The sequence below is a fragment of the Duganella dendranthematis genome, assembly GCF_012849375.1.
Classification (GTDB): domain Bacteria; phylum Pseudomonadota; class Gammaproteobacteria; order Burkholderiales; family Burkholderiaceae_D; genus Rugamonas; species Rugamonas dendranthematis.
The window spans coordinates 4,512,591-4,536,925 of the sequence record NZ_CP051684.1 but is presented as its reverse complement, the minus strand read 5'-3'; the positions used below and the strand labels follow the sequence as shown (position 1 = coordinate 4,536,925).

The 24,335-nt window shown below is 61.7% G+C and carries 29 protein-coding genes; 16 read left to right on the top strand and 13 right to left on the bottom strand.

Translation table 11 applies throughout. From position 1 onward, the window contains the following. Window positions 1-61: 61 nt before the first annotated feature. Window positions 62-691 (bottom strand): winged helix-turn-helix domain-containing protein, encoded by a 630-nt coding sequence (locus tag HH213_RS20785; protein ID WP_229258092.1) that lies wholly within the window; start codon window positions 689-691, stop codon window positions 62-64. Window positions 692-972: 281 nt separating this feature from the next. Here HH213_RS20785 and HH213_RS20780 point away from each other — a divergent pair, with 281 nt between their 5' ends. Together HH213_RS20780 and HH213_RS20775 are read left to right on the top strand one after the other, a co-directional pair. Then, the gene (locus HH213_RS20780) at window positions 973-2,019 is read left to right on the top strand and encodes an OmpA family protein (protein ID WP_110848610.1); all 1,047 of its coding nucleotides are present in this window, start codon (window positions 973-975) and stop codon (window positions 2,017-2,019) included. 48 nt (window positions 2,020-2,067) lie between these two features. Then, complete coding sequence (locus tag HH213_RS20775; RefSeq protein WP_110848611.1) at window positions 2,068-2,931, top strand: YihY/virulence factor BrkB family protein; 864 nt, start codon at window positions 2,068-2,070, stop codon at window positions 2,929-2,931. Here HH213_RS20775 and HH213_RS20770 read toward each other — a convergent pair. Together HH213_RS20770 and HH213_RS20765 are read right to left on the bottom strand one after the other, a co-directional pair. Further along, on the bottom strand, window positions 2,917-4,110 hold the full coding sequence (locus tag HH213_RS20770; protein ID WP_169113492.1) for an AI-2E family transporter: 1,194 nt from the start codon (window positions 4,108-4,110) through the stop codon (window positions 2,917-2,919). The genes HH213_RS20775 and HH213_RS20770 overlap by 15 nt on opposite strands. Before the next feature lie 52 nt (window positions 4,111-4,162). Further along, entirely contained in the window at window positions 4,163-4,477 is a 315-nt protein-coding gene (locus HH213_RS20765) for a BON domain-containing protein (protein ID WP_110848613.1), read from the bottom strand. Window positions 4,478-4,690: 213 nt separating this feature from the next. On the opposite strand from HH213_RS20765, the gene HH213_RS20760 reads away from it, so the two are divergent. Genes HH213_RS20760 through HH213_RS20750 form a run of 3 tightly spaced genes read left to right on the top strand, consistent with a single transcriptional unit; the run spans window position 4,691 to window position 5,669 of the window. Beyond that, the gene (locus HH213_RS20760) at window positions 4,691-5,131 is read left to right on the top strand and encodes a glycine zipper 2TM domain-containing protein (protein ID WP_161046860.1); all 441 of its coding nucleotides are present in this window, start codon (window positions 4,691-4,693) and stop codon (window positions 5,129-5,131) included. 48 nt (window positions 5,132-5,179) lie between these two features. Next, window positions 5,180-5,332 carry a DUF3309 domain-containing protein gene (locus tag HH213_RS20755; protein WP_090192273.1) on the top strand — a complete coding sequence of 51 codons (153 nt, stop codon included), beginning with the start codon at window positions 5,180-5,182 and terminating at the stop codon, window positions 5,330-5,332. Between the two features lie 10 nt (window positions 5,333-5,342). Continuing rightward, on the top strand, window positions 5,343-5,669 hold the full coding sequence (locus HH213_RS20750) for a hypothetical protein (protein WP_161055305.1): 327 nt from the start codon (window positions 5,343-5,345) through the stop codon (window positions 5,667-5,669). Between the two features lie 15 nt (window positions 5,670-5,684). On the opposite strand, the gene HH213_RS20745 is transcribed toward HH213_RS20750, so the two are convergent. The 7 genes from HH213_RS20745 to HH213_RS20715 all read right to left on the bottom strand — a co-directional run bounded on the left by HH213_RS20745 (window position 5,685) and on the right by HH213_RS20715 (window position 9,940). Beyond that, window positions 5,685-6,809 (bottom strand): patatin-like phospholipase family protein, encoded by a 1,125-nt coding sequence (locus tag HH213_RS20745; protein ID WP_110848713.1) that lies wholly within the window; start codon window positions 6,807-6,809, stop codon window positions 5,685-5,687. A gap of 32 nt (window positions 6,810-6,841) precedes the next feature. Beyond that, a complete protein-coding gene (locus HH213_RS20740; RefSeq protein ID WP_110848616.1) occupies window positions 6,842-7,249 on the bottom strand; it encodes a hypothetical protein in 408 nt (135 codons plus the stop codon). A gap of 9 nt (window positions 7,250-7,258) precedes the next feature. Continuing rightward, window positions 7,259-7,642 (bottom strand): phage holin family protein, encoded by a 384-nt coding sequence (locus HH213_RS20735; protein WP_229263086.1) that lies wholly within the window; start codon window positions 7,640-7,642, stop codon window positions 7,259-7,261. A 6-nt stretch (window positions 7,643-7,648) separates the two neighbouring features. Further along, window positions 7,649-7,951 carry an ElaB/YgaM/YqjD family protein gene (locus HH213_RS20730; RefSeq protein WP_110848617.1) on the bottom strand — a complete coding sequence of 101 codons (303 nt, stop codon included), beginning with the start codon at window positions 7,949-7,951 and terminating at the stop codon, window positions 7,649-7,651. A gap of 61 nt (window positions 7,952-8,012) precedes the next feature. After that, window positions 8,013-8,558 carry a ferritin-like domain-containing protein gene (locus HH213_RS20725; RefSeq protein WP_110848618.1) on the bottom strand — a complete coding sequence of 182 codons (546 nt, stop codon included), beginning with the start codon at window positions 8,556-8,558 and terminating at the stop codon, window positions 8,013-8,015. Window positions 8,559-8,615: 57 nt separating this feature from the next. Beyond that, window positions 8,616-9,530, bottom strand: a complete 915-nt coding sequence (locus HH213_RS20720) for an OmpA family protein (protein ID WP_110848619.1) — start codon at window positions 9,528-9,530, stop codon at window positions 8,616-8,618. 26 nt (window positions 9,531-9,556) lie between these two features. Further along, window positions 9,557-9,940: a DUF4398 domain-containing protein gene (locus HH213_RS20715; RefSeq protein WP_371875678.1), complete on the bottom strand. Its 384-nt coding sequence runs from the start codon at window positions 9,938-9,940 to the stop codon at window positions 9,557-9,559. A gap of 125 nt (window positions 9,941-10,065) precedes the next feature. On the opposite strand from HH213_RS20715, the gene HH213_RS20710 reads away from it, so the two are divergent. After that, the gene (locus HH213_RS20710) at window positions 10,066-12,012 is read left to right on the top strand and encodes an AsmA family protein (RefSeq protein WP_169113491.1); all 1,947 of its coding nucleotides are present in this window, start codon (window positions 10,066-10,068) and stop codon (window positions 12,010-12,012) included. A gap of 95 nt (window positions 12,013-12,107) precedes the next feature. Further along, complete coding sequence (locus HH213_RS20705; protein ID WP_110848621.1) at window positions 12,108-12,332, top strand: YMGG-like glycine zipper-containing protein; 225 nt, start codon at window positions 12,108-12,110, stop codon at window positions 12,330-12,332. Window positions 12,333-12,412: 80 nt separating this feature from the next. On the opposite strand, the gene HH213_RS20700 is transcribed toward HH213_RS20705, so the two are convergent. Continuing rightward, entirely contained in the window at window positions 12,413-13,132 is a 720-nt protein-coding gene (locus HH213_RS20700) for a Crp/Fnr family transcriptional regulator (protein WP_110848622.1), read from the bottom strand. A 122-nt stretch (window positions 13,133-13,254) separates the two neighbouring features. On the opposite strand from HH213_RS20700, the gene HH213_RS20695 reads away from it, so the two are divergent. The 5 genes from HH213_RS20695 to HH213_RS20675 all read left to right on the top strand — a co-directional run bounded on the left by HH213_RS20695 (window position 13,255) and on the right by HH213_RS20675 (window position 18,447). After that, window positions 13,255-13,866: a glycine zipper 2TM domain-containing protein gene (locus tag HH213_RS20695; protein WP_169113490.1), complete on the top strand. Its 612-nt coding sequence runs from the start codon at window positions 13,255-13,257 to the stop codon at window positions 13,864-13,866. Window positions 13,867-13,945: 79 nt separating this feature from the next. Continuing rightward, window positions 13,946-14,092, top strand: a complete 147-nt coding sequence (locus tag HH213_RS20690; protein ID WP_019921959.1) for a lmo0937 family membrane protein — start codon at window positions 13,946-13,948, stop codon at window positions 14,090-14,092. 64 nt (window positions 14,093-14,156) lie between these two features. Beyond that, on the top strand, window positions 14,157-14,684 hold the full coding sequence (locus HH213_RS20685) for a DUF3617 domain-containing protein (RefSeq protein WP_169113489.1): 528 nt from the start codon (window positions 14,157-14,159) through the stop codon (window positions 14,682-14,684). An 82-nt stretch (window positions 14,685-14,766) separates the two neighbouring features. Beyond that, window positions 14,767-18,045, top strand: coding sequence for an nSTAND1 domain-containing NTPase (locus HH213_RS20680; RefSeq protein WP_229263085.1), 3,279 nt, complete (start codon window positions 14,767-14,769; stop codon window positions 18,043-18,045). Window positions 18,046-18,054: 9 nt separating this feature from the next. Further along, the gene (locus HH213_RS20675; protein ID WP_169113488.1) at window positions 18,055-18,447 is read left to right on the top strand and encodes a hypothetical protein; all 393 of its coding nucleotides are present in this window, start codon (window positions 18,055-18,057) and stop codon (window positions 18,445-18,447) included. Here HH213_RS20675 and HH213_RS20670 read toward each other — a convergent pair. Next, the gene (locus HH213_RS20670) at window positions 18,437-19,162 is read right to left on the bottom strand and encodes a hypothetical protein (protein ID WP_229263084.1); all 726 of its coding nucleotides are present in this window, start codon (window positions 19,160-19,162) and stop codon (window positions 18,437-18,439) included. The two genes, HH213_RS20675 and HH213_RS20670, sit on opposite strands and share 11 nt — an antisense overlap. 274 nt (window positions 19,163-19,436) lie before the next feature. On the opposite strand from HH213_RS20670, the gene HH213_RS20665 reads away from it, so the two are divergent. From HH213_RS20665 to HH213_RS20650, 4 genes are all read left to right on the top strand, one after another. Then, window positions 19,437-19,829 (top strand): DUF1842 domain-containing protein, encoded by a 393-nt coding sequence (locus HH213_RS20665; protein ID WP_169113487.1) that lies wholly within the window; start codon window positions 19,437-19,439, stop codon window positions 19,827-19,829. Window positions 19,830-19,906: 77 nt separating this feature from the next. Further along, window positions 19,907-20,791, top strand: coding sequence for a hypothetical protein (locus HH213_RS20660; RefSeq protein WP_169113486.1), 885 nt, complete (start codon window positions 19,907-19,909; stop codon window positions 20,789-20,791). 52 nt (window positions 20,792-20,843) lie between these two features. Beyond that, on the top strand, window positions 20,844-22,019 hold the full coding sequence (locus tag HH213_RS20655; protein ID WP_169113485.1) for a hypothetical protein: 1,176 nt from the start codon (window positions 20,844-20,846) through the stop codon (window positions 22,017-22,019). Between the two features lie 24 nt (window positions 22,020-22,043). Then, window positions 22,044-23,210, top strand: coding sequence for an HBL/NHE enterotoxin family protein (locus tag HH213_RS20650; RefSeq protein WP_169113484.1), 1,167 nt, complete (start codon window positions 22,044-22,046; stop codon window positions 23,208-23,210). On the opposite strand, the gene HH213_RS20645 is transcribed toward HH213_RS20650, so the two are convergent. After that, window positions 23,207-24,274 carry a porin gene (locus tag HH213_RS20645; protein ID WP_169113483.1) on the bottom strand — a complete coding sequence of 356 codons (1,068 nt, stop codon included), beginning with the start codon at window positions 24,272-24,274 and terminating at the stop codon, window positions 23,207-23,209. The two genes, HH213_RS20650 and HH213_RS20645, sit on opposite strands and share 4 nt — an antisense overlap. Window positions 24,275-24,335: the final 61 nt, after the last annotated feature.

The following is a 24,335-nucleotide window of genomic DNA, read 5'->3' as shown; positions in this document are numbered from 1 at the left end:
TCAATACGAAAACAGCCGACGCAAGCGCCGGCTGTTCATGATACTCCCGCTGCGACGCGGTTTATTCTGCTTTTTGCTGCGATGGCGCGCTGCCGAACAAGGCGGCGACCAGCGGATCGCGCATCACCGGGCCACGGTTGACGCGGATGGCGTAATGGGTGTCATCGGCCAGAATGTGGAAATGGCGACCGCTGCCGGCCATGGCTTGCTCGCGCAGGCCTGGACGTTCCTTGCGTGGGGCCACACCTTCGCGCTTCGGCTGGGCGATGGCGGCCAGGAAGGCGGCGATGCGCTCCGGGTCAGGGGTCAGCTGGTAGACCGCTTTGCCCAGGTAGGTGGCGGTGCCTTCGACGTAGCGCGCCAGTTCGATCACGCCGGCTTCGCGCAGGTCGCGGATGTATTTGCGGGCGCCGGACGGCGAAAACTTCAGGAACCAGGCGATTTCGTCGGCCAGCATCTCATGCAGCGACAGTTCGCCGATCAGTTTTTGCATGTTTTCGATGCGGCGCAGCGTGGCCGACGTCGAACGCACACGTTCGATCGACGCCATCGACAGGCTTGGTTTGCGATCCAGCGGTGCCGGCGTCGACCGGTCCATCAACGAGGTCAAGCGGGCCGTGGTGGAATGCATCTCCGGCGACGCTTTCATTTCGTTTTGAACCATGGTTTGTTGTTTGCTGACTGCATGCATGGGAACGCTCCTTTAAACTGGATTGGTACGGCTTTGACGCAAGAATGCCGGTTTGTAGGGTTTCAGTCTGTGCGTCAACGAACATTAGCGAACCATCTATGGCTTTACGCTGGGACAATCGGGAGGCGCGTTAGTTCTGGGATTTGTGACAAATTTGATACAGCGCAAACTTTGGTGCGGTACCGAACGGAAGAACCGCACCTTGTCGCCTAATCTTCGGTCCAACAGCGATGCAACAACATTGCTGACGATGAAACTTTTAAACTATCGGGAGCCACCCTGTGAATAAATCCAAGAAAATCGCCTTCGCCGTTGCAGCACTCTGCGCGTCGTTCTCCGCCATGGCCCAGCAAGATCCGGTCATCAACCCGTCGTGGTACATCCAGCCTAGCGTCAACGGCATCAAGCCTGACTCGGACTTCGGCACCACCGACAAGCGCGGTTACGGCGCCGGCCTGAAATTCGGCAAGGCCGTCAATGAATACTGGGATGTGCAAGGTGGTTACACCTACAGCCGCTCCCGTGACGGTTTCCAACGCTACCAGCAAGACACGCTGGGCGTAGACGGTCTGTACATGTTCTCGCGTAAATCGTTCCGTCCGTTCCTGCTGATCGGTATCGGCGCCGAGCGCGACAAGGCCAACCTGCCTAACTACATCGAGCGCAAAAAGAATTCGCCGTACGTCAGCGCCGGTCTGGGCTTCCAGGCCGACATCAACGACCGCACCACCTTCCAGGCCGACATCCGTGATGTGCATGGTTTCATCCGCGGTGACGAATTCCCTAACAGCAAGAGCAACAACTACCTGCTGACCGTCGGCCTGAACTTCGCGTTCAATGCGCCACCGCGTCCAGCGCCAGCCGCACCACCGCCAGCACCGCAAGTGTCGGAACCACCACCGCCACCACCAGCACCGCTGCCACCACCGCCACCACCGCCAGCGCGTTTCGAAAAAGTGACGATGTCGGCGACCAAAATGTTCGCCTTCGACAGCGCCAAGCTGACCGCCGATACGCCTAAGCTGGACGAAATCGCTGCGGCGCTGAATGCTGACTCGAGCATCAACAACGTGGTCATCACCGGCTACACCGACCGTCTGGGCAGCGACAAGTACAACCAGAAACTGTCGGAACGCCGCGCCAACGCGGTCAAGGACTACCTGGTCAGCAAAGGCATCGCTGCCAACCGTCTGGTTGCTGAAGGCAAAGGCGAAGCGAATCCAGTGGTCGAGTGCCACGACAAGAAACGTGCCGACCTGATCACCTGCCTGGAACCTAACCGCCGCGTTGAAGTGGAACAAATCACCATCGAACGTCGCGTGCAATAAACCCTCGCCACTAACAGCCCCGCAATGAAAGTTGCGGGGCTTTTTTTTATGAACAAAAAAAATATCTTCTCGGTGCTGAAATGCACCGTGCTGGAATGGTTCGAGCATCGCGGCAGCAGCATGGGCGCGGCGCTGGCGTTCTACACCTTGTTCTCCATGGCGCCGATCCTGGTGCTGGTGCTGGCTGTGGCCGGCTGGTTCTACGGCCCGCAGGCGGCCCAGGGTGAACTGTTCGCCCAACTGCGCGGCCTGGTCGGCGCGCAAGGGGCCGAAGCGATTCAGGCGGTGCTGGCCGGCGCCCGCAACAAGGAAGAAGGCCGGCTCGCCACCATGGTCGCCGGCGCCCTGCTGCTGTTCGGCGCGACCACCGTGTTTGCCGAACTCAAGGCCAGCCTGGACGCTATCTGGCAAGTGCCGCCGCTGACCAAGGGCACGGTATGGGACACCATCCGCACCCGCCTGCTGTCGTTCGGCATGGTGCTGGTGCTGGCGTTTCTGCTGATGGTGTCGCTGGTGGTCAGCGCGGCGCTGACCTTGCTGGAAAAGTTCTGGGATAGTTACTGGAGCGACGCCGGTATTGTGCTGACGGTGATCAATCTGGCGATCAGCTTTGTGGTGATTGCGGCGCTGTTCGGCGTGATCTTCAAGATGCTGCCGCGCGTGAAACTGTCATGGCATGACGTCACCATCGGCGCCATCGGCACCGCAGCCTTGTTCACGATCGGGAAATATGCGATTGGCGCCTACATCGGCAACAGCGGCGTGGCCAGCAGCTACGGCGCGGCGGGCTCGATGATTGCGGTGCTGATGTGGGTGTATTACTCGGCGCAGATTTTCTTCCTCGGCGCCGAGTTTGCAAGACAATATGCGCTCCAGCTGGGCAGCCTGCGCAAGACCTCACTCGCCGAGTAGCTCGGCCACCACTTCCATGCCTTCCACCCGCTCGGCGACCACCTTGATGATGACGATCACGGGAACGCCGAGCAACAAGCCCCACACGCCCCACAGCCAGCCCCAGAACAGCAGGCTGACGAACACCGCCGCCGCGTTCATGCGGGCGAAGCGGCCGGTCATCCAGGTTGCCACTACGGTGCCGATCAGCGTGGCGATGGCCAGCGAGGCGCCCATCACCAGGAAACTCATCTGCAAGGATTCAAACTGCAGGAAGGCGACGATGCCGGTCGCCATCATGATCAGCAGCGGGCCAAAATAAGGCATCAGGTGCAGCAGCCCGGCGACGATGGCCCAGGCGCCGGCGTTCTCCAGCCCGATCCAGCGCAAGGCGATCCACATCAGCAGCGCCAGCGCGCCATTGGTCACCAGCAGCATCAGCATGTATTTCTGGATCGAGCTGTTGATGTCTTCCAGGATGTGGACGGTGATTTTCTTCTTGGTCAGTGACGGACCGGTCAGTTTGACCAGCTTGCGCTTGAAGGTGTCGCCCGACAGCAGCAGGAAGAACACCAGGAAGATCACCATGGTGGCCTGACTGACGAAGCCCATCACGCCCATCGAGCCGGCCCACAGCCAGTCCATTACCGGCAAGGTATCGGGCGGCGAGGCGGCGCTGGCGCGGCGGGCGGCACGCTTTTCCTGCGCGCCGGCGGTGGCTTGCTGCAGCTCGGTGGCGACGTCCTGGATGCGCTGCAAGGCGCTCGGGCCGCCGCTGTGCAAGTGTTCCGACACCAGTTTGGACAGTTTGTGCCCCGCGGTCGGCAACTCTTCCACAATGGCCTGGAACTCGCCTTGCAGCTTTTCCGCCACCACCACCGAGCCGCCCAGAATGGCGGCAGTAATCAGCGTCGCGCCGATCACGCGCGGAATGCGGATGCGTTCCAGCCAGCACACGAGCGGACTCAAAGTGTAGCTGATCAGAATACCGAGCAATAAGGGAACCAGGAAGTTGCGCGACCATTGCAGCGCCCAGACAAAGGCGACGGTCGCAATCACGCCGAGCGCCAGGCCGCGCGCGTTGACATGCAGGGGAATACGGGGAGTTTCGGGAACAGCGGGAGAGGTGGCAGCAGGAACGTCAGCATCGGCGGTGAGCGCCTGTGCGTGAGTCCGAGGAAGATCGACAGGCTGGTTCATGATGACTCACAGGTAAAGCGCCGGCGCGCCTGATGCGCGCCGGCCGGGGGAATTACTTGACGTGCAGGTCGTTTTTCACTGCGGTCACGCCTTTGACGCCACGTGCCACTTGGGCAGCTTTGGCGATATCTTCAGGCTGGGCCACGAAACCGCTCAGCTGTACGGTGCCTTTGAAGGTTTCCACGTTGATTTCGGTGGTTTTCAGGCTAGGCTCGTTGAAGATGCTGGCTTTGACTTTGGTGGTGATGACGGAATCGTCGACATACTCGCCGGTGCCTTCTTTGGTCGAGGTCGATGCGCAGCCGGTCATGGCGCCCAGCAGCGATACGGTGAACAGGGCAGTAGCGATTTTATGTGCGATTTTCATGGCGATTCTCCTTAGAGTAATTAAATGAGTTTGTCAGCCAGCGGGACGTTTGAGGGCGTCTCTGCTACCGATGTCACCATTAAACGCTGGTTCCGCCGTCGCATCTGTACGTTAGCGTACTAAACTCCGCACGGCGCGGCATCGTGCGTAAGCGCACAGACCTTGCATGCGCCGTTGTTTATTCTGAACCCACACTTTTTCAGGAGAAACAACATGAAACGCTCAACTACGCTTGCCGCCGCTATCTTTGCCGGCGTCGCTGCATTGAGCGGCTGCGCCAGCAACCAGCAGCCGCAACAGATCGGCTATATCAGCAACGACTCGTCTACTTACGGCACCATCGACTCGATCCAGATCATGCAAGCCCAACGTAGTTCCGGCGTCGGCGCCGTGACCGGCGGCCTGATCGGTGGCCTGCTGGGTAACCAGGTCGGCGGCGGCTCGGGCCGTGCAGTCGCCACGGTGGCCGGCGCAGTCGGCGGCGCAGTGGTGGGCAACAACGTCGAAGGCAACCGCAATGCCGGCAAAGAGGAATACCAGATCAGCGTGCGCATGGATAACGGCGACACCCGCATCATTCAACAGGACAGCATTGTCGATCTGCGCGTGGGCAACCGCGTGCGCCTGATCGACGGCCGCCTGTATCGCTATTAATCGCCGCTACTAAAAACAACTACCGCACGTTAAAACAAGGAGAATTACATGGGTACCATCATTCTGATTATTCTGGTTCTGGCCCTGATCGGCGCACTGCCAACCTGGCCGCACAGCCGCAACTGGGGCTACGCGCCAAGCGGCATTACCGGCCTGATCGTGGTCATCCTGCTGATCATGCTGCTGACCGGTCGACTCTAAGGAGGACATCATGATTCATCGCATCGTTACCGGCGTGATGATGGTGGGGGTGGCGCTGGCCGCACACGCCCAGCAAACTGATACCACGCCACCGCAAAACGTCCAGCTGCAACACCAGGAAATCGCCCGCGGCGAACCTGCCCGCTGGACTGAAGGCGACCAGAGCACCGCCGAACGCACGCGCATCCTGCGCAAGGAAATCGGCGCGGCACTGGCGGAAGCCAAACAAGGCTGCAAGCAAGTCCCGGCCAGTGAACGCAGCGCCTGCCTCAAGGAGGCGCAGCAGACCTACCAGGACGATATGGCCAAAGTGCCGCAGTTGGTGGCACAGAAGTAAAGAAAAACGGGTCGCTCAGGCGGCCCGTTCTGCATGGGGCGCCACCGCCAGCGGCGGCAACTCGTGCACCACCAGCGGCGTATCTTCCGAGACGAAGCTGAGCCAGCCTGATGCCTTGATGGCGCGCAGCGCATCCTGATAGCCCTGATCCCAGCGCCAGTCGATCGATCCCTGCGAAAAATTGATGTCCTTGGCGGCCATATTCCAGTCGCGCCCGGCATACGGCAGGCGCACCACATGCAAGGTGCTGCCACAGCCCAGCGCTTCCAGTTCGGCGGTTTGCGCCGGCGTGCGCTGATCGGCCGGCAGCGCCGCGTACAGCTCGCGCAGCTTTTGCCGCATCTGGTGGGTGGCGACGTAATCGTCCAGGTGGCGGCGCGAACGCGAGGCGAAGGTGACATCTTTCTGCCGCGTCTGCACCTCGTCCAGGGTTTTCGGCTCTTCGCCATCGGCGCTCCACAGGTCAACCATGAAACACAGCGTATCGACCTGCTTGCTTTCGTCCAGCACGGTTTCCAGCGGCGTGTTCGAATATAGCCCGCCGTCCCAGTACAGGTCGCCATCGATGCGTACCGGCGGGAAGCCCGGCGGCAGCGCACCGCTGGCGCGCACATGGTCGGCGTTGATGGTCAGGTCGCGGTTGTCGAAGCTGCGCAAAGTGCCGCTGGTGACTTTGAGCGCATTCACGGTCAGGCGGATGCCGCCCGGCGCGTTGAGGTAATCGAAGTCGATCAGGTCGTTGAGCGTGTTGTGCAGGTCGGTCGTGTCGTAGAAGCTGGCCTGTTCTGGATCGACCGGCGCACCGGTGGCGAAGGCGCTGAACAAGCGCGGCGTAAAGAAGCCCGGCACGCCGCGAAATAGCGTGTCCCAGGTTTGCAGCAGGATATTGGAACGGCGTTGCGCATCGGGCACCTGGCGCATGTCGTAGCTGTCGCGGTGGGCGATGCCTTGCCAGAACTGGCGCAGCCGGGTCAGGCGGTCTTCAAAGGGATTGCCGGCCAGGATGGCCGCGTTGATGGCGCCGATGGAGGTGCCGACGATCCAGTCCGGCGCAAGCTGGTGTTCATGCAGCGCCTGGAACACGCCGGCCTGATAAGCCCCCAATGCGCCGCCCCCTTGCAGGACCAGCACGACGCGCATGCCTGCGGGGTTCAGCGGATTGGGCGCGGTGCTCAAAGCTGCTCTTGTTGCGGTGAGGTTTTGCGGCGCATCAGCCACGCGACGCCGACACCGGCCGCAGTGGCCAGTATCAGCACCGGCTTGATCAGCTTGCGGCGAGCGATAAACGATCCCACCGTCAGCGCATACGGCATCACCGTTTTCAGCGTGCCGAGGGACGCCAGCGACGTCAGCGACTTCAGGCTGAAGCCGCCACCATCACCGGAGTGCAACAGTCCGCCCAGCCGCGCCTGCGCCAGGCCAACCGCATGGTCGATGGCGCCGTGCATCAGGGCATCCGGTTGCAGCGCCTGGCCCACCAGCGCTTTCGAGTGGACCAGCTTAATGCGCCACAACTCGCCTTCACGTATGATTCTTAGCTTCTCGGCCGCCAGTGCGGCCTCATCTTCGTGCTTGCTCACAGCCTCTCCTTACAACAGCATATCGCGGTCGGACTTGAGTTCCGCCATGGTGGCCGGCAACGCCAGCTTGCCACTACGGATCAGTGCGCGCGCATACAGGATCAGGCCGATGGCGACCACCAGGAACACGGCGGTGATGATCGGCAGGATAACCCAGCCAATCGCCGCCCACGCCAGGTAGACCACGGTGATCGACGCATAAATCAACGCAAAGCCGCCCAACAGCACGGCCAGTGCGAACACCAGCACCAGTTGCAGCAGGTGGTTGCGCACCTCGGCCAGCTCCAGCGCGGCCAGTTCCAGCCGGTTGAGCAACAGGGCGATCGCATTGCGGGTCACCAAACCCAGCGACGCGATCAGCCCTGGCGGACGATTGCTTTCGTCGTGCGACACGGCTGCTTACTTGCGGCCGATGATCACGCCGACCAGCAGGCCAATACTGGCTGCTGCTGCGATCGAACGCCATGGGTTTTCCTTGACGTATTCATCGGCGTGCTTGGCGGCTTCCTTGGTGGCAGCCAGCGCGCTGACCTGGGCTTCATGGGCCTTGGCCAGTGCGCTGTCCAGCGCGCGCATGCCGCGGCCGCGCAGTTCGTCAGCCTTTTCGCCGGTCAGGGCGGTGGCGGCGGTGAACAGAGCCTGGGCATCTTTCACCAGAGTTTTCACGTCATTATTTACGGTACTGATATTTTGTTCCAGCATGATTAAGCTCCTGTTTTGGTTGTCGATGTGAAAACTGTACAGCAAATTGCAAAAGACTGTGTCAACCGTGCTCGGTCATCATGTCACGCATATCGTCCGCGTGCTCTTCTTCGACCGCCATGATCTTGATCAACAGATGACGCGTGGTCGGGTCGCTATCGCCGATTTTTTCAATCATCTGGCGGTAGGACTCGATCGCCACGCGCTCGGCGATCAGGTTGGCGCGCACCATCGATTGGACGTCTTCCGATGCATCATACTCGGCATGGCTGCGCTCAAGCAACGTTGCTGGATTGAAATCAGGATCGCCATTCAGCTGAACGATGCGTTCGGCCAGCCAGTCGGCGTGTTCCGCTTCCTCGGTGGCGTGCTCCAGGAACTCAGCCTTGATGGCGGCGTTCTCACGGCCGCTTACCGTGTAGTAATGGCGCTTGTAGCGGGCAATGCAGACCAGCTCGGTAGCCAGCGCATCGTTCAGCATCTTGATGACTTCGGTGCGATTGCCTTGGTAGCCTTCGGTGACCGGGCCGTCTTCCAGATTGCGGGCGGCAGCACGAATCGCTTCTTTATCGATGCCTGCCGGTTGGGTGGGATTGGATTCAGCCATGAGTCTTTCCTTCCTAAGTAAGAGGTACAAATAAAACGGGTAATTTAGCGATGCGAATTAACGACGATTCGCGATCGGTGCGCCGTTTTGCGACAGCACGATTTCCACGCGACGGTTCAGCTGGCGGCTGCCGGCATCGCTGTTGCTGGCGACCGGATACGCTTCACCGTAACCGCGGCTGGCGATCTTGGCGGCTGGCACACCCAGGCCGATCAGCGCATTGCGTACCGATTCGGCGCGGCGTTGCGACAGGTCCAGGTTGTGCGACGAGGTACCGGTGCTATCGGTAAAGCCCTCGACCAGTACCACGCTTTGTGGTTCCTGCATCAGCACGTCGGCCAGCTTTTGCGCGGTGCGCATGCCTTCCGGGCTCAGCTCGGCGCGGTCGACATTGAACAGCACATCGTTCAGGGTGATGATCAGGCCGCGCTCGGTTTGCTTGGCTTGCAGGTCGGCCAGCTGCTGTTGCAGGGCGGCGTTCTTGGCCTGCTCTTCGCGCGCCGAACCAGCAGCGGCGTCGGCCTGGGCACGGGCGGCGTCGGCGTCAGCCTTGGCCTGCTCAGCCTGGGTCTTGGCGCGGTCGGCCGCGTTGCGGGCCTGGTTGGCTTCGGCAGTACGGGCCTGCAGGCGGATTTCGTCACGCTGGCGGGCGGCGTTGGCGACTTCGCCTTCAGCCTGCTTGGCCTTGGCGGCTTCCTGCGCGGTAGCGATTTTCTGTTTGGCGATATAGGCCAGCTTGTCGATTTCCTCCAAGCTGTCGCGTTTGGCGGCGGCGGCGTTGGCGCGGTCCAGCGCATCGGCGGCGGCTTTAAATTCCAGCGGCGCGTTGGCGGCTACCGATGGGTTGCTTTGGGCGGCCTGGAAATCACCGCGTGCCATGTCGAGCTGGCTAGTGGTGGTCGGGGTGCTGCTGCACGCGGCAAACATCACGGACACGGCAAAGGCGGCTGGCAGCAGAATGAATTTTTTCATGGTGGATTCTCCTTTTATTGTTCGGTTTATTGTTGCGCGTTGGCGTTGGCGCGCGCCAGTTCTTCGCGCAGCAGGCGGATATTCTGCTGCAGCTCATCCGAGGCGGCGGTCGCCTTGGCCGAGTTGGCCTTGCTCTGCGCCAGCTGGGCGTCAGCCGACGCTTGCGTCGCCAGGTCTTGCGCGGTTTTGTAATCCTTGGCGGCCAGCGCCTGATTGGCGCGCATCAGCTTTTCGCGGGCCGAGGTCATCTCGGCCGGGGCCAGATCGGCGGCGCCAGCGGCGGTCGCAGCGGACACCGCTTCACGCGACACGGCGACATCGGCGGTGGCCGGGGTTTTGTCGCTGGCGCAACCGGCCAGACCTGCCAACAGTGCTGCACCAATCAGCCATTGCGTATTCATGTTCATCATTATTGTTCTCCTCGAAATATGAAAGCGATGTGACTTTATAAGCCGAAGCGGCGCGGGCATCAGTACGGTGCCGCACAAAAGCCGGAGTGTGTAGAATGATGCAACCACCACACCACAGGTTTGCCATGCCCCTTCCCCGCCGCACCCGCATCGCCATCGCCGTCGGCAGCGTCGTCGTTGCCGTCCCCGTCATCGCGGTCATCGCCCTCGCCAGCATCGACTGGAACCGCGCGCGGCCGTGGCTGAATGACCGGATCAGCGCGGCCATCGAGCGGCCGTTCGAGATTCGCGGCGACCTGGCGCTGGCGTGGCGCCCACAGGGCAGCATTCTGCCGATGCCGCATCTGGTGGCGAAAGACGTCCACATCGGCAATCCGCGCGCGATGCAGGCGCCGAGCGAGATGGTCAGCGTCAGCCAGTTCGCGTTTGCCGTCGAACTGCTGCCGCTGCTGCGCCAGCGCATCGCGATTCCAGAACTGCGCTTCGATAGTCCCAAGCTGCTGCTGCAACGCGATGCCGACGGCAAGAACAATTGGACCTTCGGCCATGACGACCAGCCGTCGGCGTGGAAGCTGGACGTGCAGCGCGTGGTGTTTTCCAAAGGCACGGTGCGCTACATCGATGCCATGACGCAGGTGGATGCCAGCGCCAACGTCGATACCTTGAACGATCCGCGCTACGGCGTCGCCTGGCAGCTGCGCGGCAAGTGGAATAACCAGAACGTCAGCGGCAGCGGCAAGGCTGGCGCTGTGCTGTTCTTGCAGCAGCAAACGGCGCCCTTCCCGCTCTCGGCCGACCTCGACCTCGGCGGCACACACATCGTGTTTGAGGGCACGCTGACCAAGCCGGCGTCGCTGACGGCGCTCGATCTGCGGCTCAAGCTGTCCGGGCCCAGCCTGGAGCGGCTGTATGCACTGACCGGCGTGCTGCTGCCGGAAACCCCGCCCTTCGTCACCGAAGGCCACCTGAGAGGCAATCTGGGCGCCAACGCCAGCCACTGGGTCTACGATCAGTTCACCGGCAAGGTCGGCCAGAGCGACATCGCCGGCAAGCTGGATTTCCAGACCGGCCAACCGCGCTCGCGCCTGAGCGGCGCGGTGCAGTCGAAGCTGCTGCAAGTGTCCGACCTCGGCCCGCTGATCGGCGCCGACTCGAATGCCAGCAAGGAAGCGCGCGGCGCCGAAGAGCGCCAGCCGGGTAACAAGGTGCTGCCGGTGGAAACCTTCCGCACCGACCGCTGGACCGCCATCGACGCCGACGTCAACTTCAAGGCGGCGCAAATCACGCGCGAGAAGAACTTGCCGATCCAAAATCTGGAAACGCAAATCCACCTGAAGGACGGCGTGCTGTCGCTGACGCCGATGAACTTCGATATCGCCGGTGGCCGCTTCACCTCCACCGTTATGCTGGACGGCAGCGGCAAGGTGAATCCGCACGCCATCCGCGCCACGCTGAAGGCCGCCGCCAGCCATCTTCAGTTGAAGCAGTTGTTCCCGTCAATCGACGGCATGCAGGCTACGGTCGGCGAAATCAATGCGAATGTGGCGCTGGCGGCCGATGGCAATTCGGTGGCCAGCTTGCTGGGAGCATCCAACGGCGAGCTGAAAGGCGCGGTCACGCAAGGCAGCGTCAGCAAGCTGATGCTGGAGACCATGGGCTTGAACATCGGCAGCGTGGTGCTGACCAAGCTGGTCGGTGACAAGCAGGTCAAGCTCAATTGCATGGTCACCGATTTCGCCGTGGCCAATGGCGTGATGAAGTCGCGGCTGTTTGTGGTGGATACCTCGGAAGCGCGGATCGACATCAACGGCACGGTCAACCTCGGCAACGAGAAGCTGGACCTGACGCTGAAGCCGGACGCCAAGTCGGTGCGGGTGATTTCGCTGCGCGCACCGATTTATGTGCGCGGCAGCTTTAAAGCGCCGGATGTCAGCGTCGACAAGGGCACGCTGGCCTTGCGCGCCGGCAGCGCGCTGGCCTTGGCGGTGGTGGCGCCAGTAGCCGCGATCGTACCGCTGGTAAGCACCGGCCCTGGCGAGACGAATGGCTGCCAGACGTTGATTCGGCATTAATGTGTGCTGACGAACGGAAGCACGCGCGGGATTTTCGTAATCTGTGTCCATCGGTGAGGCGCAATACCGCGACTTGCCTGCCAGAGGAGAAAATCATGAACAACGTCAAACGAATCGCAGCAACCGCAGCTGTAGTGGCGGCTACCCTGGGCCTGAGCGCTTGTGCAGGTATGTCGAATCAAGACCGCAACACCGCAGTCGGTGCTGGCGTCGGCGCAGTCGCCGGCTCGGTACTGACCGGCGGTAGCGCAGTTGGCGCGGTCGGCGGTGCAGCCGTTGGTGGCGTGATCGGTAACCAAGTGCAAAAGCCACCGCGTTAATCTAACGATGGCATAAAAAAACAGACCTTCGGGTCTGTTTTTTTATGCCTCCCTGCTTTGAAGCAGGGGCGGATTTGTCCTTATTTGTCCTTGAACATTTCGTAGCAATGGCACGATGCGGATTCCAGGCCGGCCGAATCGAGAATCTCGATATTGCCGCGGCTGTAGGTAATCAGACGCTGATTCTGCAAGGCGCTGGCGGCCTTGGTCACGCCCACCCGCCGCACTCCCAGCGCGTGCGCCAGGAACTCGTGCGTTAGATGGAATTTTTCCGACTGCAAGCGGTCCCGCGTAATGAGCAGCGAACGCGCCAGCCGTGCTTCGAGCACGTGGAAGCGGCTGCACACGGCGATCTGGATCGCTTGCGCCAGCTGGACGTCCGTATAACGGTGCAGCAAGCGCTGCAAGGAATCCATGCGGTGGAACTCGGTGACGAAATCGCCGGCCACCATGCGATAGGTGCGGCCGGAGCGCTGCACCACCGCGCGCACCTGCGCCAGTTCATGGCCCAGCACCACCGCCGCGCCGAGCATGCCCTCGCGGCCGATCGAGCCGACTTCCAGCGTCATGCGGCCTTCGGCCACGCCGAGCAGCGACACCAGGCAATCGATGGGGAAATAGATGTAGCGCACCTCTTGTCCAGGCTCGGACAAGATCTGGCCGTTATCCACCCGCACCGTCTCGCACTTGGCCGCGAGTTGCTGTTGATCGTCGTCTGGCAGGCTGGCCAGCAAGCGATTATTGGCCAGACGGAGCTGTCCACGGTCGTCGTCGGGAGAATGTGAGATAGAGGTATGCATGGGATCAGAGTAAAGGCAATAAATCACCATGTATGTACGGTGACGCACGGAGACAAAAGATGCACTCAAGCAGAATATCGACTGCAATGCATGACCTCAACCAATAAAAAAGGACACTCCACATGGACACCCCAAACAAACCAAAAACTCATCCGATCATGGTGATCGCCGCTGTGGCGGTGGTGCTGTTCTGCGGCGTCGGCAGCGCGGCGATACTGGGTTGGCTGCCGACCTCGAACGCCACCGTACCGGTGCAAGTGAGCGGCATGCCACCGGCGCCGCAACAAGCGCAGCAACTGGCCTATAACGATGCGCCGCCGGCAGGTTCGTCCGCCGTGGCGCCCGCCATGTCGCAAGGCCCGGGCCAGATGCAGGAACAAGCAGCGCGTAACGCCCCATGCAGCAATTGCGGTGTGGTCGAATCGGTGCGCGCCATCGAACATCGCGCCCAGGGTAGCGGTGCCGGCGCGGTCGGCGGTGCAGTGCTGGGCGGCTTGCTGGGCAACCAGGTTGGTAGCGGCCATGGCCGTCAACTGGCAACGGTGGCTGGTGCGGTCGGCGGCGCAGTGGCCGGCAACCAGATCGAAGGCAATATGAAAAAGACCACCAGCTGGGACGTCAGCGTGCGCATGGACAACGGCAGCCGCCGTGTGATCCACACCTCGCACCAGCCTGACTGGCGCAATGGCGACGCCGTGCGCATCGTCAAAGGCCAACTGCGTCCGCTGGACTGAGCGTTTTAGTACGGCAACGTACAGAAGCCTGGCGCTGTATTGTTGATAATGAATTCAACACAACCCGAGGAGATTAATCATGCTTTATACCATCGCTGTCGTTCTGCTTATCCTGTGGCTGCTGGGCCTGGTTACTTCGTACACCATTGGCGGCTTCATCCACGTCCTGCTGGTGGTCGCCATCATCATGGTGCTGCTGCGCCTGATTAGCGGACGCGGCGTGTAGCCTTCTCCGCAATTGGTTAAAACGGCGCCTGGGGCGCCGTTTTCATTTCTACTGGAGACCTTTAATGAAACGATTATTGATCACGCTGGCCGCGCTGACGGCCATCCAGGCCCACGCCCAAACCATCAAACCCGGCTGGTGGGAATTGAATAGCAAGGTCCGCACCGGCAATGCCCAGACTGACCAGGCGGTCAGCGCGGCCCTGTCGCAACTGGCTGTGCTGCCGCCAGCGCAACGCGCGCAGATGGAGGCGATGATGGCGCAGAACGGCGTCTCGGTGCCGCAAGCCGGCAGCGATGGCAGCCTGCGCATGACCGCCTGCGTCACGCCGGAAATGGCCGCGCGCAAGGAACTGCCGCTCAGCCAGCAAGGCAAATGCACCTCAAAACAAACGCCCGTGGCGGGTGGTATGGACGTGACGTTCAACTGCACAGATCCAGCCTCCAGCGGCAGCGGGCAGGTGCGCATGCAAGGCGACAATGCCTACACCGCCAGCATGCAGGTGACCAACAATACCGGCGCCGGACCTCAGCAAGCCACGGTGGAATCGACCGGCCGCTGGCTCGCCGCGAACTGTCCCGCCAAGCCTTGAGTTTACTCGTTGATAATATAAAAAAGATGATAAAATTGTTTTTAGGAAAACAATTACGCGGTTCATCTTCTATGTGTTCAACGTGAAAAATTCATTCCAATTCGGCTCATGGCTGGTCGATCCCTCCACCAATTCGATAGAAAAAGCGGATGACAAGCGTCAGATGGAGCCGCGCACCATGGACGTGCTGCTGGCGCTGTGCCGGGCGCGCGGCGAGGTGGTCAGCGCGGAGCAGCTGCTGGAGCAGTGCTGGGGCCATACCTTCCACGGCGACAGCCCGGTGCACAAAAATATCGCCCAGCTGCGCCGCCTGCTCGGCGACGACGCCCGGGCGCCGATCTACATCGAGACGATCCGCATGCGCGGCTACCGCACGGTGGCCGCGCTCGATTTCAACGCCCGCGACGCCACCCGCCTGACCGGCTGGGATGCCGGCTCGCCGTTCCGCGGCTTGCTGGCGTTCGACGAGGCACATGCCGACGTGTTTTTCGGCCGCACCGAGGTGATTCGCAATCTGGTCGAGACGGTCACCGATCAAGTCCGCAGCGGGTTCGCGCTGACCATGGTGCTGGGCCCCAGCGGCATCGGCAAGACTTCGCTGATCCAGGCCGGCCTGATGCCGGCGTTGACCCGCATCCAGAACCCCGGCCAGGTCGGCGTGCTGGCTTCCACCACCTTCGTCCTGCGCGACCAGGGCGAGCAAACCTTGTTCACCGCGCTGGCCGGCGCCCTGCTCGATCTGCAATGGCAGGAGCACTCGGCTTTCCCAGGTGAAAACGCGATCTCGCTTGGCGTGCGCCTGGAGCAAGACTGCGGCGCCGTCATTGCCGAGCTGTCGGCAGCGCTGGCCACGCATGCGCCGGCGCGGCCCGGCTGCCGCTTCGCCATCTTTATCGATGGTTTCGAGGCATTGTTCAACGTCAACCGGCTGATGGAGTCGGAGCGGCGCGCCTTCCTCAACGCACTAGAGCAGCTGGCGCGCAGCCGCGCCGTCTTGCTGCTGATCGCCTGCCGCAACGATTTTTATCCGAGCATCGCCAAGTATCCGGTGCTGACCGAAGGCAAGCGCCACGGCGGCCATTTCGACCTCAGCGCGCCCAGTTTCAGCGACATCGCCCACATTATTCGCCGCCCGGCGGCGGCGGCCAAGCTAACCTTTGGCATCGATCCGGTAACCCAGGCGCAGCTGGACGACATTCTCTGCGCCAGCGCGGCCGAAAGCCCGGACGCCCTGCCCCTGCTGCAATACTGCCTGCAGGAGCTGTACCGGCTGCGCACCCCGCAGGGCGAACTGAGCTTTGAAGCCTTCCACCAGCTTGGCGATCTGGAGGGAGCCATCGGACAACGCGCCGAACAGGTGGTACTGGGCATGGCCGAAGCGCAGCGCGCCACGCTGGCGCACATCATGTCGCTGCTGATCGTGCTGTCGCCCGACGGCGACAGCGTGACCAGCCAGCGCACGCCGTGGTCGGCGTTGCGCGGCGAAGAGGCCCATCAGGCGGTGGCGGCGCTGGTCGAGGCGCGGCTGTTTGTCACCGATCTGGCCGGCGCCACGCCGGTGTTTGGCGTGGCGCATGACGCCATCCTGCGGCGCTGGCCGCGCATGACGGACTGGATCGAGGTCCACCGCAACGCTCTGCGCACGCGCGGCCGGCTCGCGCAGCAGGCGGGACGCTGGCGCGACGAAGGCCAACCCAACGATTTGCTGCTGCCAAGCGGGAAATTGCTGGCGGAAGCGCGCGAGTTGCAACTGGCCGGCGTGCTGACACTCACCGACATCGAACACGAGCTGATCCATGTTTCGCACCGCCGCGTGCGCTATCGCGAACGGCTGCGCTGGATGGTATTGACGCTGATTGTCGCGCTGGCGGTGCTGGCGTCGGCACTCGGCTTGAGCGCGATGGCGGCCAAGCGCTCGGCGGAGTTACGGCGCAACGAGGCAGAAAGCCTGATGGATTTCATGCTGGGCGACTTCGCCGACAAGCTGCGGCCGCTGGGCCGTCTGGACTTCCTGGAAAGCGTCAGCGGCAAGGCCTTGCAATACCTGCGCGGTTCGCAAGACTACGACCGCAGTCCCACCGCGCTGACGCTGCGCGCCAAGGGCTTGCAGGTGATTGGCGAAGTCGGCCGTTCGCACGGCGACTCGCGGCTGGCGATTGACGCGCTGACGCAGGCCAATGCGATCCTGATCCGCCAGCATGCGCAGGCGCCGCAGGACATCGAAGTGCTGAAGAGCCTGGGCGCCAATGCCTACTGGGTCGGGCAGATGCACAAGGATCAGAACAACTGGGAAGCGGCCGACAAGGCCTGGCGCGAGTACCAGCAATTTGCCGATCTGCTGCATCAGCGCGAACCGGACAACAGCGAATGGTGGGTGGAACAGTCCTATGCCCATAATAATCTCGGCAACCTGGCCTATACGCGCGGCCAGCCGGCCCTGGCCGTGCCCGAGTTCATGCAATCGATCGCCCTGAAACGGCGCGCGCTCGACAAAGCGCCGGCATCGCGCAGCCTGGCCGCCGAGCTGGCCGACAGTTATTCGTGGCTGGCCTCGGCCAAAGAGGCGCTGGGTGAGCTGCACGCGGCGCAACAACTGTATGCGCAGGAACTGCAACTGGTGCTGCACCTGCATGAACAGTTCCCCGGCGAATCGCTGTGGGTGCATCGCCATGTCATTGCCTTGCAACACCGCGCCTGGATCAGCGTGGCGGTGGGCCTGGATGAGCACGCGCTGGCCGATTACGACGAGGCCAAGCGCCTGTTCACCCAGATCATGCGGTTAGACCCCAACAACCGCGCCTGGCAGTTCGAACTGGCCAATCTGGAACAGGACCGCCTGAGCGTGCTGGCGCACACGCTGCCGGCGGCGAAAATGCTGCCGAAGCTGACCGAAGTCCATGGCACCTTGCAGACCATGCTGGCGCGCGACCCCAAGAACGCCGCCTGGGCACGCCGGGAAGCGGTCGGCCGTACCCGCGTGGCGGCGGCGCTGCTGGACAGCGGCCAGCATGACAAGGCGCAGCAGGAAGGCACTGCCGCGCTGAATGACCTGACGCGCCTGTACGCCGCCAATCGCAGCAACCTGAGCACGCGGCTGGCCCTGGTGGAATCGCTACTGCTGACGGCTGCCATCCAGCAACAACAAAAACAGGATGCGAAAATAATAATGATGACTTGTAGGCAAGCTCATGGCATTATCGGCAATGACAATACGTCAACGATGAACCATCAGCTGCTGGCGCCGTGGGTGCGCATCAGCACTTGCTTGCAAGACAAGGAAGCGGCCCACCGGGCGGCCACGCGGCTGGCGCAAATCGGGTATCAAGATCATGCGTACCTCCAATTTATCTCTACTCACTAGGAAACAGTTATGTCGACTTCTCCGAAATACCCTGTCGCAGTACAGCGCCATATCCTGGTCTCAATAGGTGTCAATAATCAGATCACGTACACGTATATCGATTACCAAGGCGTGCTGCATACCGGCATTGCACAATGCGACCTCTCGATCATTGAGCCGACCTACACGCTGTTTTTGCTTGATGGCCCTTCCGCCCGCAACGGCTGGACGATTACCGAAGTGACCGGTGATTATCCGAAAACGCCGTTCGAGTACCAGCTTGGTTCGTTCGGTTTGTCGGTCGGACTGTACGATGACTATACCGCGCCGGCTCACTACCCATTCAGCATCGTGTATTTGAATACCTCAACCGGCATCATCATCCCGGTTGATCCTCAGGAAACCAATATTCCTATTCACTAAACTGCTGTAGCACCGTAAAGATTGCCACGGCCAGCTCTTCCTGCAAGCTGATCCCGAGTTCTCCATGGCAATCGCATCGCTGTAGAAACACCACATCGCCGCCGGCCGCACTCAACAGCCGGATCGAGGCGCGCGCATGACGCGGCTCCACCCGGACACTCACTTCCAGCCATTGCGCCTGCTGCGGCGCGAGCTCAGGTCCGCCGCCGCAGCGCTGGAATAACTGCAGCGCGAGTTCTTCCTCCAGCCCGGAGACAAACGCAGTAGCGCCTTCGCTATCGGGGTTGAGCATGCGCAATGGCGCCAGACGCAGGCGCAGCTTCGACTGCGGCGGTGGCGCCGCTCGTGGCGTCAGCTGCGGGATATATGTTCCTGGAGGAATCACAATCTGCAGGCCGCCGCAATGGCTGTCTGCGGCGTAGTACTGGGCCAGACGCTCGCGCAGCCGGCCCATCTGCACCCGAACCACCGGGTCGGTCGCCGTATCGTAGTCGCGCGCGTCGCGGTGAAATACTTCTATCCCCAACGCGTACTCATTGATGGTCACTTCCATCCCGCTCAGTTTGCGGTGCATGAGGAAGGCCAGCATGGCGCGCATGCGCGGCGCCTTGACGAACGCCGGACTACTCAGTACCTGCTGTACGGCTTGCCAGCGTTCATCGTTCTCCATGGAAATTACTGGGTGATTCGAGGCGGCAGAAATAATGGCGTTCATGGTCGTCGATCCAGTCTCGGAGAGTAGTCCAGTCGGTGCACAGCGCGGTGCCTGGATGAACTCTATCTGGCTGTAGAGCTTGCCGCCTTGCGATTACCTTACGATTGTAAGCCATTGATTTTTCGCAAAACTTCCTCCCGACTCAGGCCTATTGTTACGGTAACCCGCAGCAACTGTTACCTGCTGATACTAGAGACCACACGGCGGCGGCGCTATCTTGCTGTCCACGGGCACAGCCCGCCTCCCTTCAACTCACGATACGAATGGATCCATCATGGAACTCTTCCCAGTCAGCTACAGCATCGCCGGTCTCGCCGGCACCACGCCCACCATGCAACTCAACCTGACGGTGGATACGGCGCGCCGCAGCGTGCGTGGCCACGCCAACATTTCCAGCCTGATCGGTAACGTGCACAAATTGGCCTTCGATGTCGATGGCTACTTCCTGGCGCTGGACGGCGAGCCCGGCATCATCGTCCTGCGCAGCGCCGTGTCGTTTTTACCGCTGCCGATCCTGCCGCAACTGGATCTGGTGCTGTCCCTGACGAACGGCTGGAAGGAAGGCAAAGCCAGCTATATGTATACCGCCACCGGCGTTGGCGAACGCACCGTGGTCCAGAACGCCATCGTCACGCTGCAGCAGCCACGCGCCATCAACGACCAGTAAAGCTGTGCCGGCTTCAGGACCGGCTACATGTCCCGAAGCCGCGCGGCGCCGTCCACCTGGCCCCTAAAAGAGGTTTTATGAGTAACGACGCGATTCGCTCTGCACTGTCGGCTCCGCCGGGAGTCGGCGTGCAGACCACCAAACTAGCCGACAACCTGCAATCGATGACCAACGCCGTGGCGATGCTGAGCCAGACGGTTGATACCGTCCGGGGCGCACCGCCGCAGGTCCAGCAGCAACTCGCTCCACTGTTGTCGCAGTTCATTTTCCCGCTATTGAACATGGGCCAGAGCGCCCGTGAAGACCTGGCTGTGGTGGCTAGCCGCATGCGGGCATTCATCGCGCTGCTGGGCCAGACGGCCCAGCAGGCGCAGGGACAGCCGGAAAACATGCTGGCCATCTTGCTGCGCGGCAGTTTCAACTCGCTGGAGTTCGGCGCCACCGCCATCCGTTCGGCGGCACTGAATGCCAGCCAGCTGCTGACCAACTTTCAGAACGCGGCCGACAACGCCGCAGCAGGCTTGAACACCTACAAGCAGCAGCTGGAACAAACAGATGCCAACCTGCAACAAGAAGCGGCGTCGCTGATGCAGCAGATGCACGACATGACCAGCGGCAATTGCTGCGAGCAGATCGGCCATGCGTTTCAAATGGCATTTGGCCACCTGCGGCAGGAGCTGGAGGATAAAGAGCAGCAGCTGCATGAGGATGAATATGTCCTGATGCTCAACAACAATACCATCGACGCGCTATCGCAAATGCTGAACCGGCTGCAAGGTATCGCATCGGTGGCGACGGCGCTGGAAGTCACCTGGCGCGGCCTGGCCGACGGGATCGGCACGCTGCAGCAGGACTTGGACAGCATCCTCGCCGACACCTCCCCTGCCACGCTGCAGGACGACCTCGAATACGTTACCGCCGACTGGCAAGGCGTGGCCGCCACGCTGGCCAAAATTGCCTGAAAACCGCATCCCCCCGCCTTTCAACCCCTGATTGACCAATATGGAGAACAGCATGGCCGCAACCACCAATACCTCGCCCCTCGCTACCAAACTGGGCACGGGCAATTTGCAACAAACCATCGGCAGCATCGGCGCCTACCAACAGATCATGCAAGCGTTCGTCAACTACATCACCTCGGTCGGGGTGCCGCCGCAGCTGCCTGCCAACGATGAGGTGCCGGCCACCGTGACCAATGCCGCCAACACCGCCCTCACGCAACTGGGCGCCGACTTCAAGGCTGCGCAGGCCACGGCCAGCGGGCTGTCCACACAGATCAACGGCATCACCGACGTGGTCAACGCCGCCGCCACCTATACCCGGCACGGCGAGATCACCATCGGCCAGATCACCCAGGCCATCATCGCCTACAAGAACGGCGGCACGCTGGACCGCACCGCCCTGGCCTCGCAGTTGCAGCGCATGGCGAAGAACGCGACGCAGCTTGAGGGCAGCGTCCAGACTGCGCAAACCAACACCGACAGCGCGGTGAAATCGCTGCAAAGCTGGGAAGCCAAGCTGAACTCCGATTTTCAGGCCTTACAAACCGCCATCCCGCCAGCCGATGGCAAGACGCTCAACCTGGCGACGCTGACGGAAGCGCAGGCGGCCCAGCAATTGACCGATCAGGTCAACTCCCTGAACTCGGACATCGCCTCGCTGCAGAAAGACATCAACTGGCTAACCTTTGGCGAGGTGTCGGTAGGCATTGTCGGCGGCCTGATTGCGGTCACCAATTTCTGGAATCCGATCGGCTGGGTGGCGGCCGGCCTCACCGCCTTTGGCGAGGTCGAGATGGTGGGCAAGAAGGCGGCTGATGTCGCGCAAAAAAATACCGACTTGCAGAACCTGGCGTTGACCGAAGATGAGCAGGCCATTCTGCATCCGCTGTACTCGATCAAGAATGCCGTGGCCACGCTGGGCAATGGCGTGAACGCGGCAGAAGCGATTTCCAAGGAGCTGCTGTCGTTGGCGGACGATTTTACCGCCGCCGCCGAGGACATCGACAGCTTCATCAGCGACGTCACCGGCAACGCCAGCGTCGACGATCTGACCAGCGACGCCGCCTACGTCAAATCGGATTATGACGCGCTGCAAACGCTGTGCAATACGCTGCTGACGCCGGTGCCGACCGCGGTGGTCTCGCAATCGCAGATGACCAAGGTAGTGAACACTCCGACTGCGGCCTGACAATCCCATCCACAGGAGCGAAAAATGACTGTGAATATTTTTGATGTGCCGGACCAGTTGGTGGCCCACGTGGTCCAGGCGACCGCATATGGCCAAAATACCCAGACCGCCAACGTGCTGCTGGAAACGGCAAAACCGACGATCCCGGCGCCGAATGCCACGCTCAACCAGGATCAGCTGAACCTGATCATGGGCGCGATCGACACCCATTTCGACACCGCCACCCAGATTGCCACGCAATGGGAATCGGGCGATCCGCTGGTCGAGACCGTGGCGATCAAGGATTCCGTGCAGAACACCTTGCTGGCGTTATGCCGGTTTGCCGAGCACATGGATCTGGAATACCCCACCCTGATCAACAACGCCTACAACAAGAACGAAGCCGGCCTGCTCGACCAGTTGAACCGGTTCAAGGGCGTGCTGGAGGAACTACTGGCCGACATCAAGGGAGCGGCGACCTCGGTCACGGAATATCAGACCGCACTGGCGGCGGCGCTGGCCGCGTTCAACAAGGACTTCGATACCGTCCTGGCCGAGGTGGGCAAGGTGGCATCAGTCATCAGCGGCTTGCGGGCCAAGATCGCCAGCCTGCAAGAAAATATCGCTGAAAACAATGCAGCGGTGCTGTCCACCTTCATTGACACGGCAGGCACCGAGATCGAGCAAGGCGTGACGCTGGTGGGCGCCGCCGCCGAGGAAGATGTCGGCGATATGCTGTCGGCCGGTGTGCAGATGGGCATCGCCTACTTCAAGGGCCTGATCAAAACCATCGAGCTGAATGAGCAAACGGTGCAGGACCTGCTGGATATCCGCCAGCTGGGCACCGAGATCGGTGAAGACGAGCTGGTCTTGATGCAGCTGCTCAACATCGGCACCATGCTGAGTTCGCTGGGTGCGACCAAGGGGCTGCAACTGGACGTGGTGGGTGAGATCATCGACTACTTCAATCAACTCGATGAGAGCATCGATACGCTGATCAAGGAGCATGCCGGCAACCTGTCGGCGCAGATCGACATCACCAACTATTCACCCGTCACAGTCGGCGACAAGAACCCGGCATTCCCGCCGTGGAATGTGATTGCGCCGCTGGACCGCGCGGCGCGGGTGTTCCAGACCATCGTCTCGCTACAGCCGACGATCTTCGACAACAGCACCAGATTTGTCCCGCTTGGCAGCAATCCCGATGCCTAGAAAGCGTGCTTCAGGCCGATGTTGACGGCGCGGTCGCCGCTGCCGCGGTTGCTGGCATTGCCGACCGTGTAGCCGGCGCCGTTGCGGTTCTGGATCTTGGCGACCGAGGTGTAGATATTGGTCCGCTTGGATAGCGCGTAGCTGGCGCCGATGGCGATCTGGTTGGCATCGCGATTGGCCAGGCCACGATCATCCTTATGGATAACCGAGGCCAGCAAGGTGGTGGCGCCCATCGGCACCGCCACGCCCAGCAGCACATCACGGCTATTGGTGGACGGATCGCGCTGGGCGACGGCGCCGTAGGGATTGGTCTCATCCCACTGCGAACTGCCGTCGCCCTTGCTGTGGCCATACGCCGCATAGCCGACAAAGCGGCCGAAGTCGACATTGGCCGCCACCAGCGAATTGCTGGCCGACTGGTCGACCGCCGGCGTGGTGCCGGTGGCGTCCAGCAGATTGTCCTTGCGCTGGTGCGTCAGGCTCAGATTGACGCGGCCCTTTTCGTAGCCGATGGTAGCGCCATATGCGCGGTTGACCTTGCTGTTGAAGGGCGACTCGCCAAAACTGTAAATGACGGAACCAATCAGGCCGCTGCGCGAACGTGGCGAGGTGTACTTGATGGTGTTGTCGTAGCGCTTGGTAGTGTAGCCAACCAGATTGGCCGCGCTGCCCGCCATGCCGCCGTGGAAAGGATCTGCTACATCGGTCAGCGTGGTGTAGACCAGGTTGTACTGACGGCCCAGCGTCACCAGGCCCAGCGGGCCATCGAGCCCGACAAACGCCTGACGGCCGAACAGCCGGCCATTTTGATCGGAGACGCCGGTATCGTTGAGAAAACCGGCCTCCACCGTGTAGACCGCCGCCGTGCCACTGCCCAGCTCTTCGCGGCCGCGCACGCCCAGGCGCGAGCCGCTGGAAACGCCGCTATCGACCCTGGTGTGCGCGCAATCGCTGCGGCAGCCACCGTCGGCTACAACGCCTGCGTCCACCACGCCATACACCTCTGTCTGCGCCAGGGCGCTCAGCGGTGCAATTAAAGCGAGCGTGAGGAAAGCGGGTTTCATAATGGGCCGAAAATGCGTGAGTGGTTAGGAACCAGTGTAGTCGCCACCCCTGCTGCTTTCT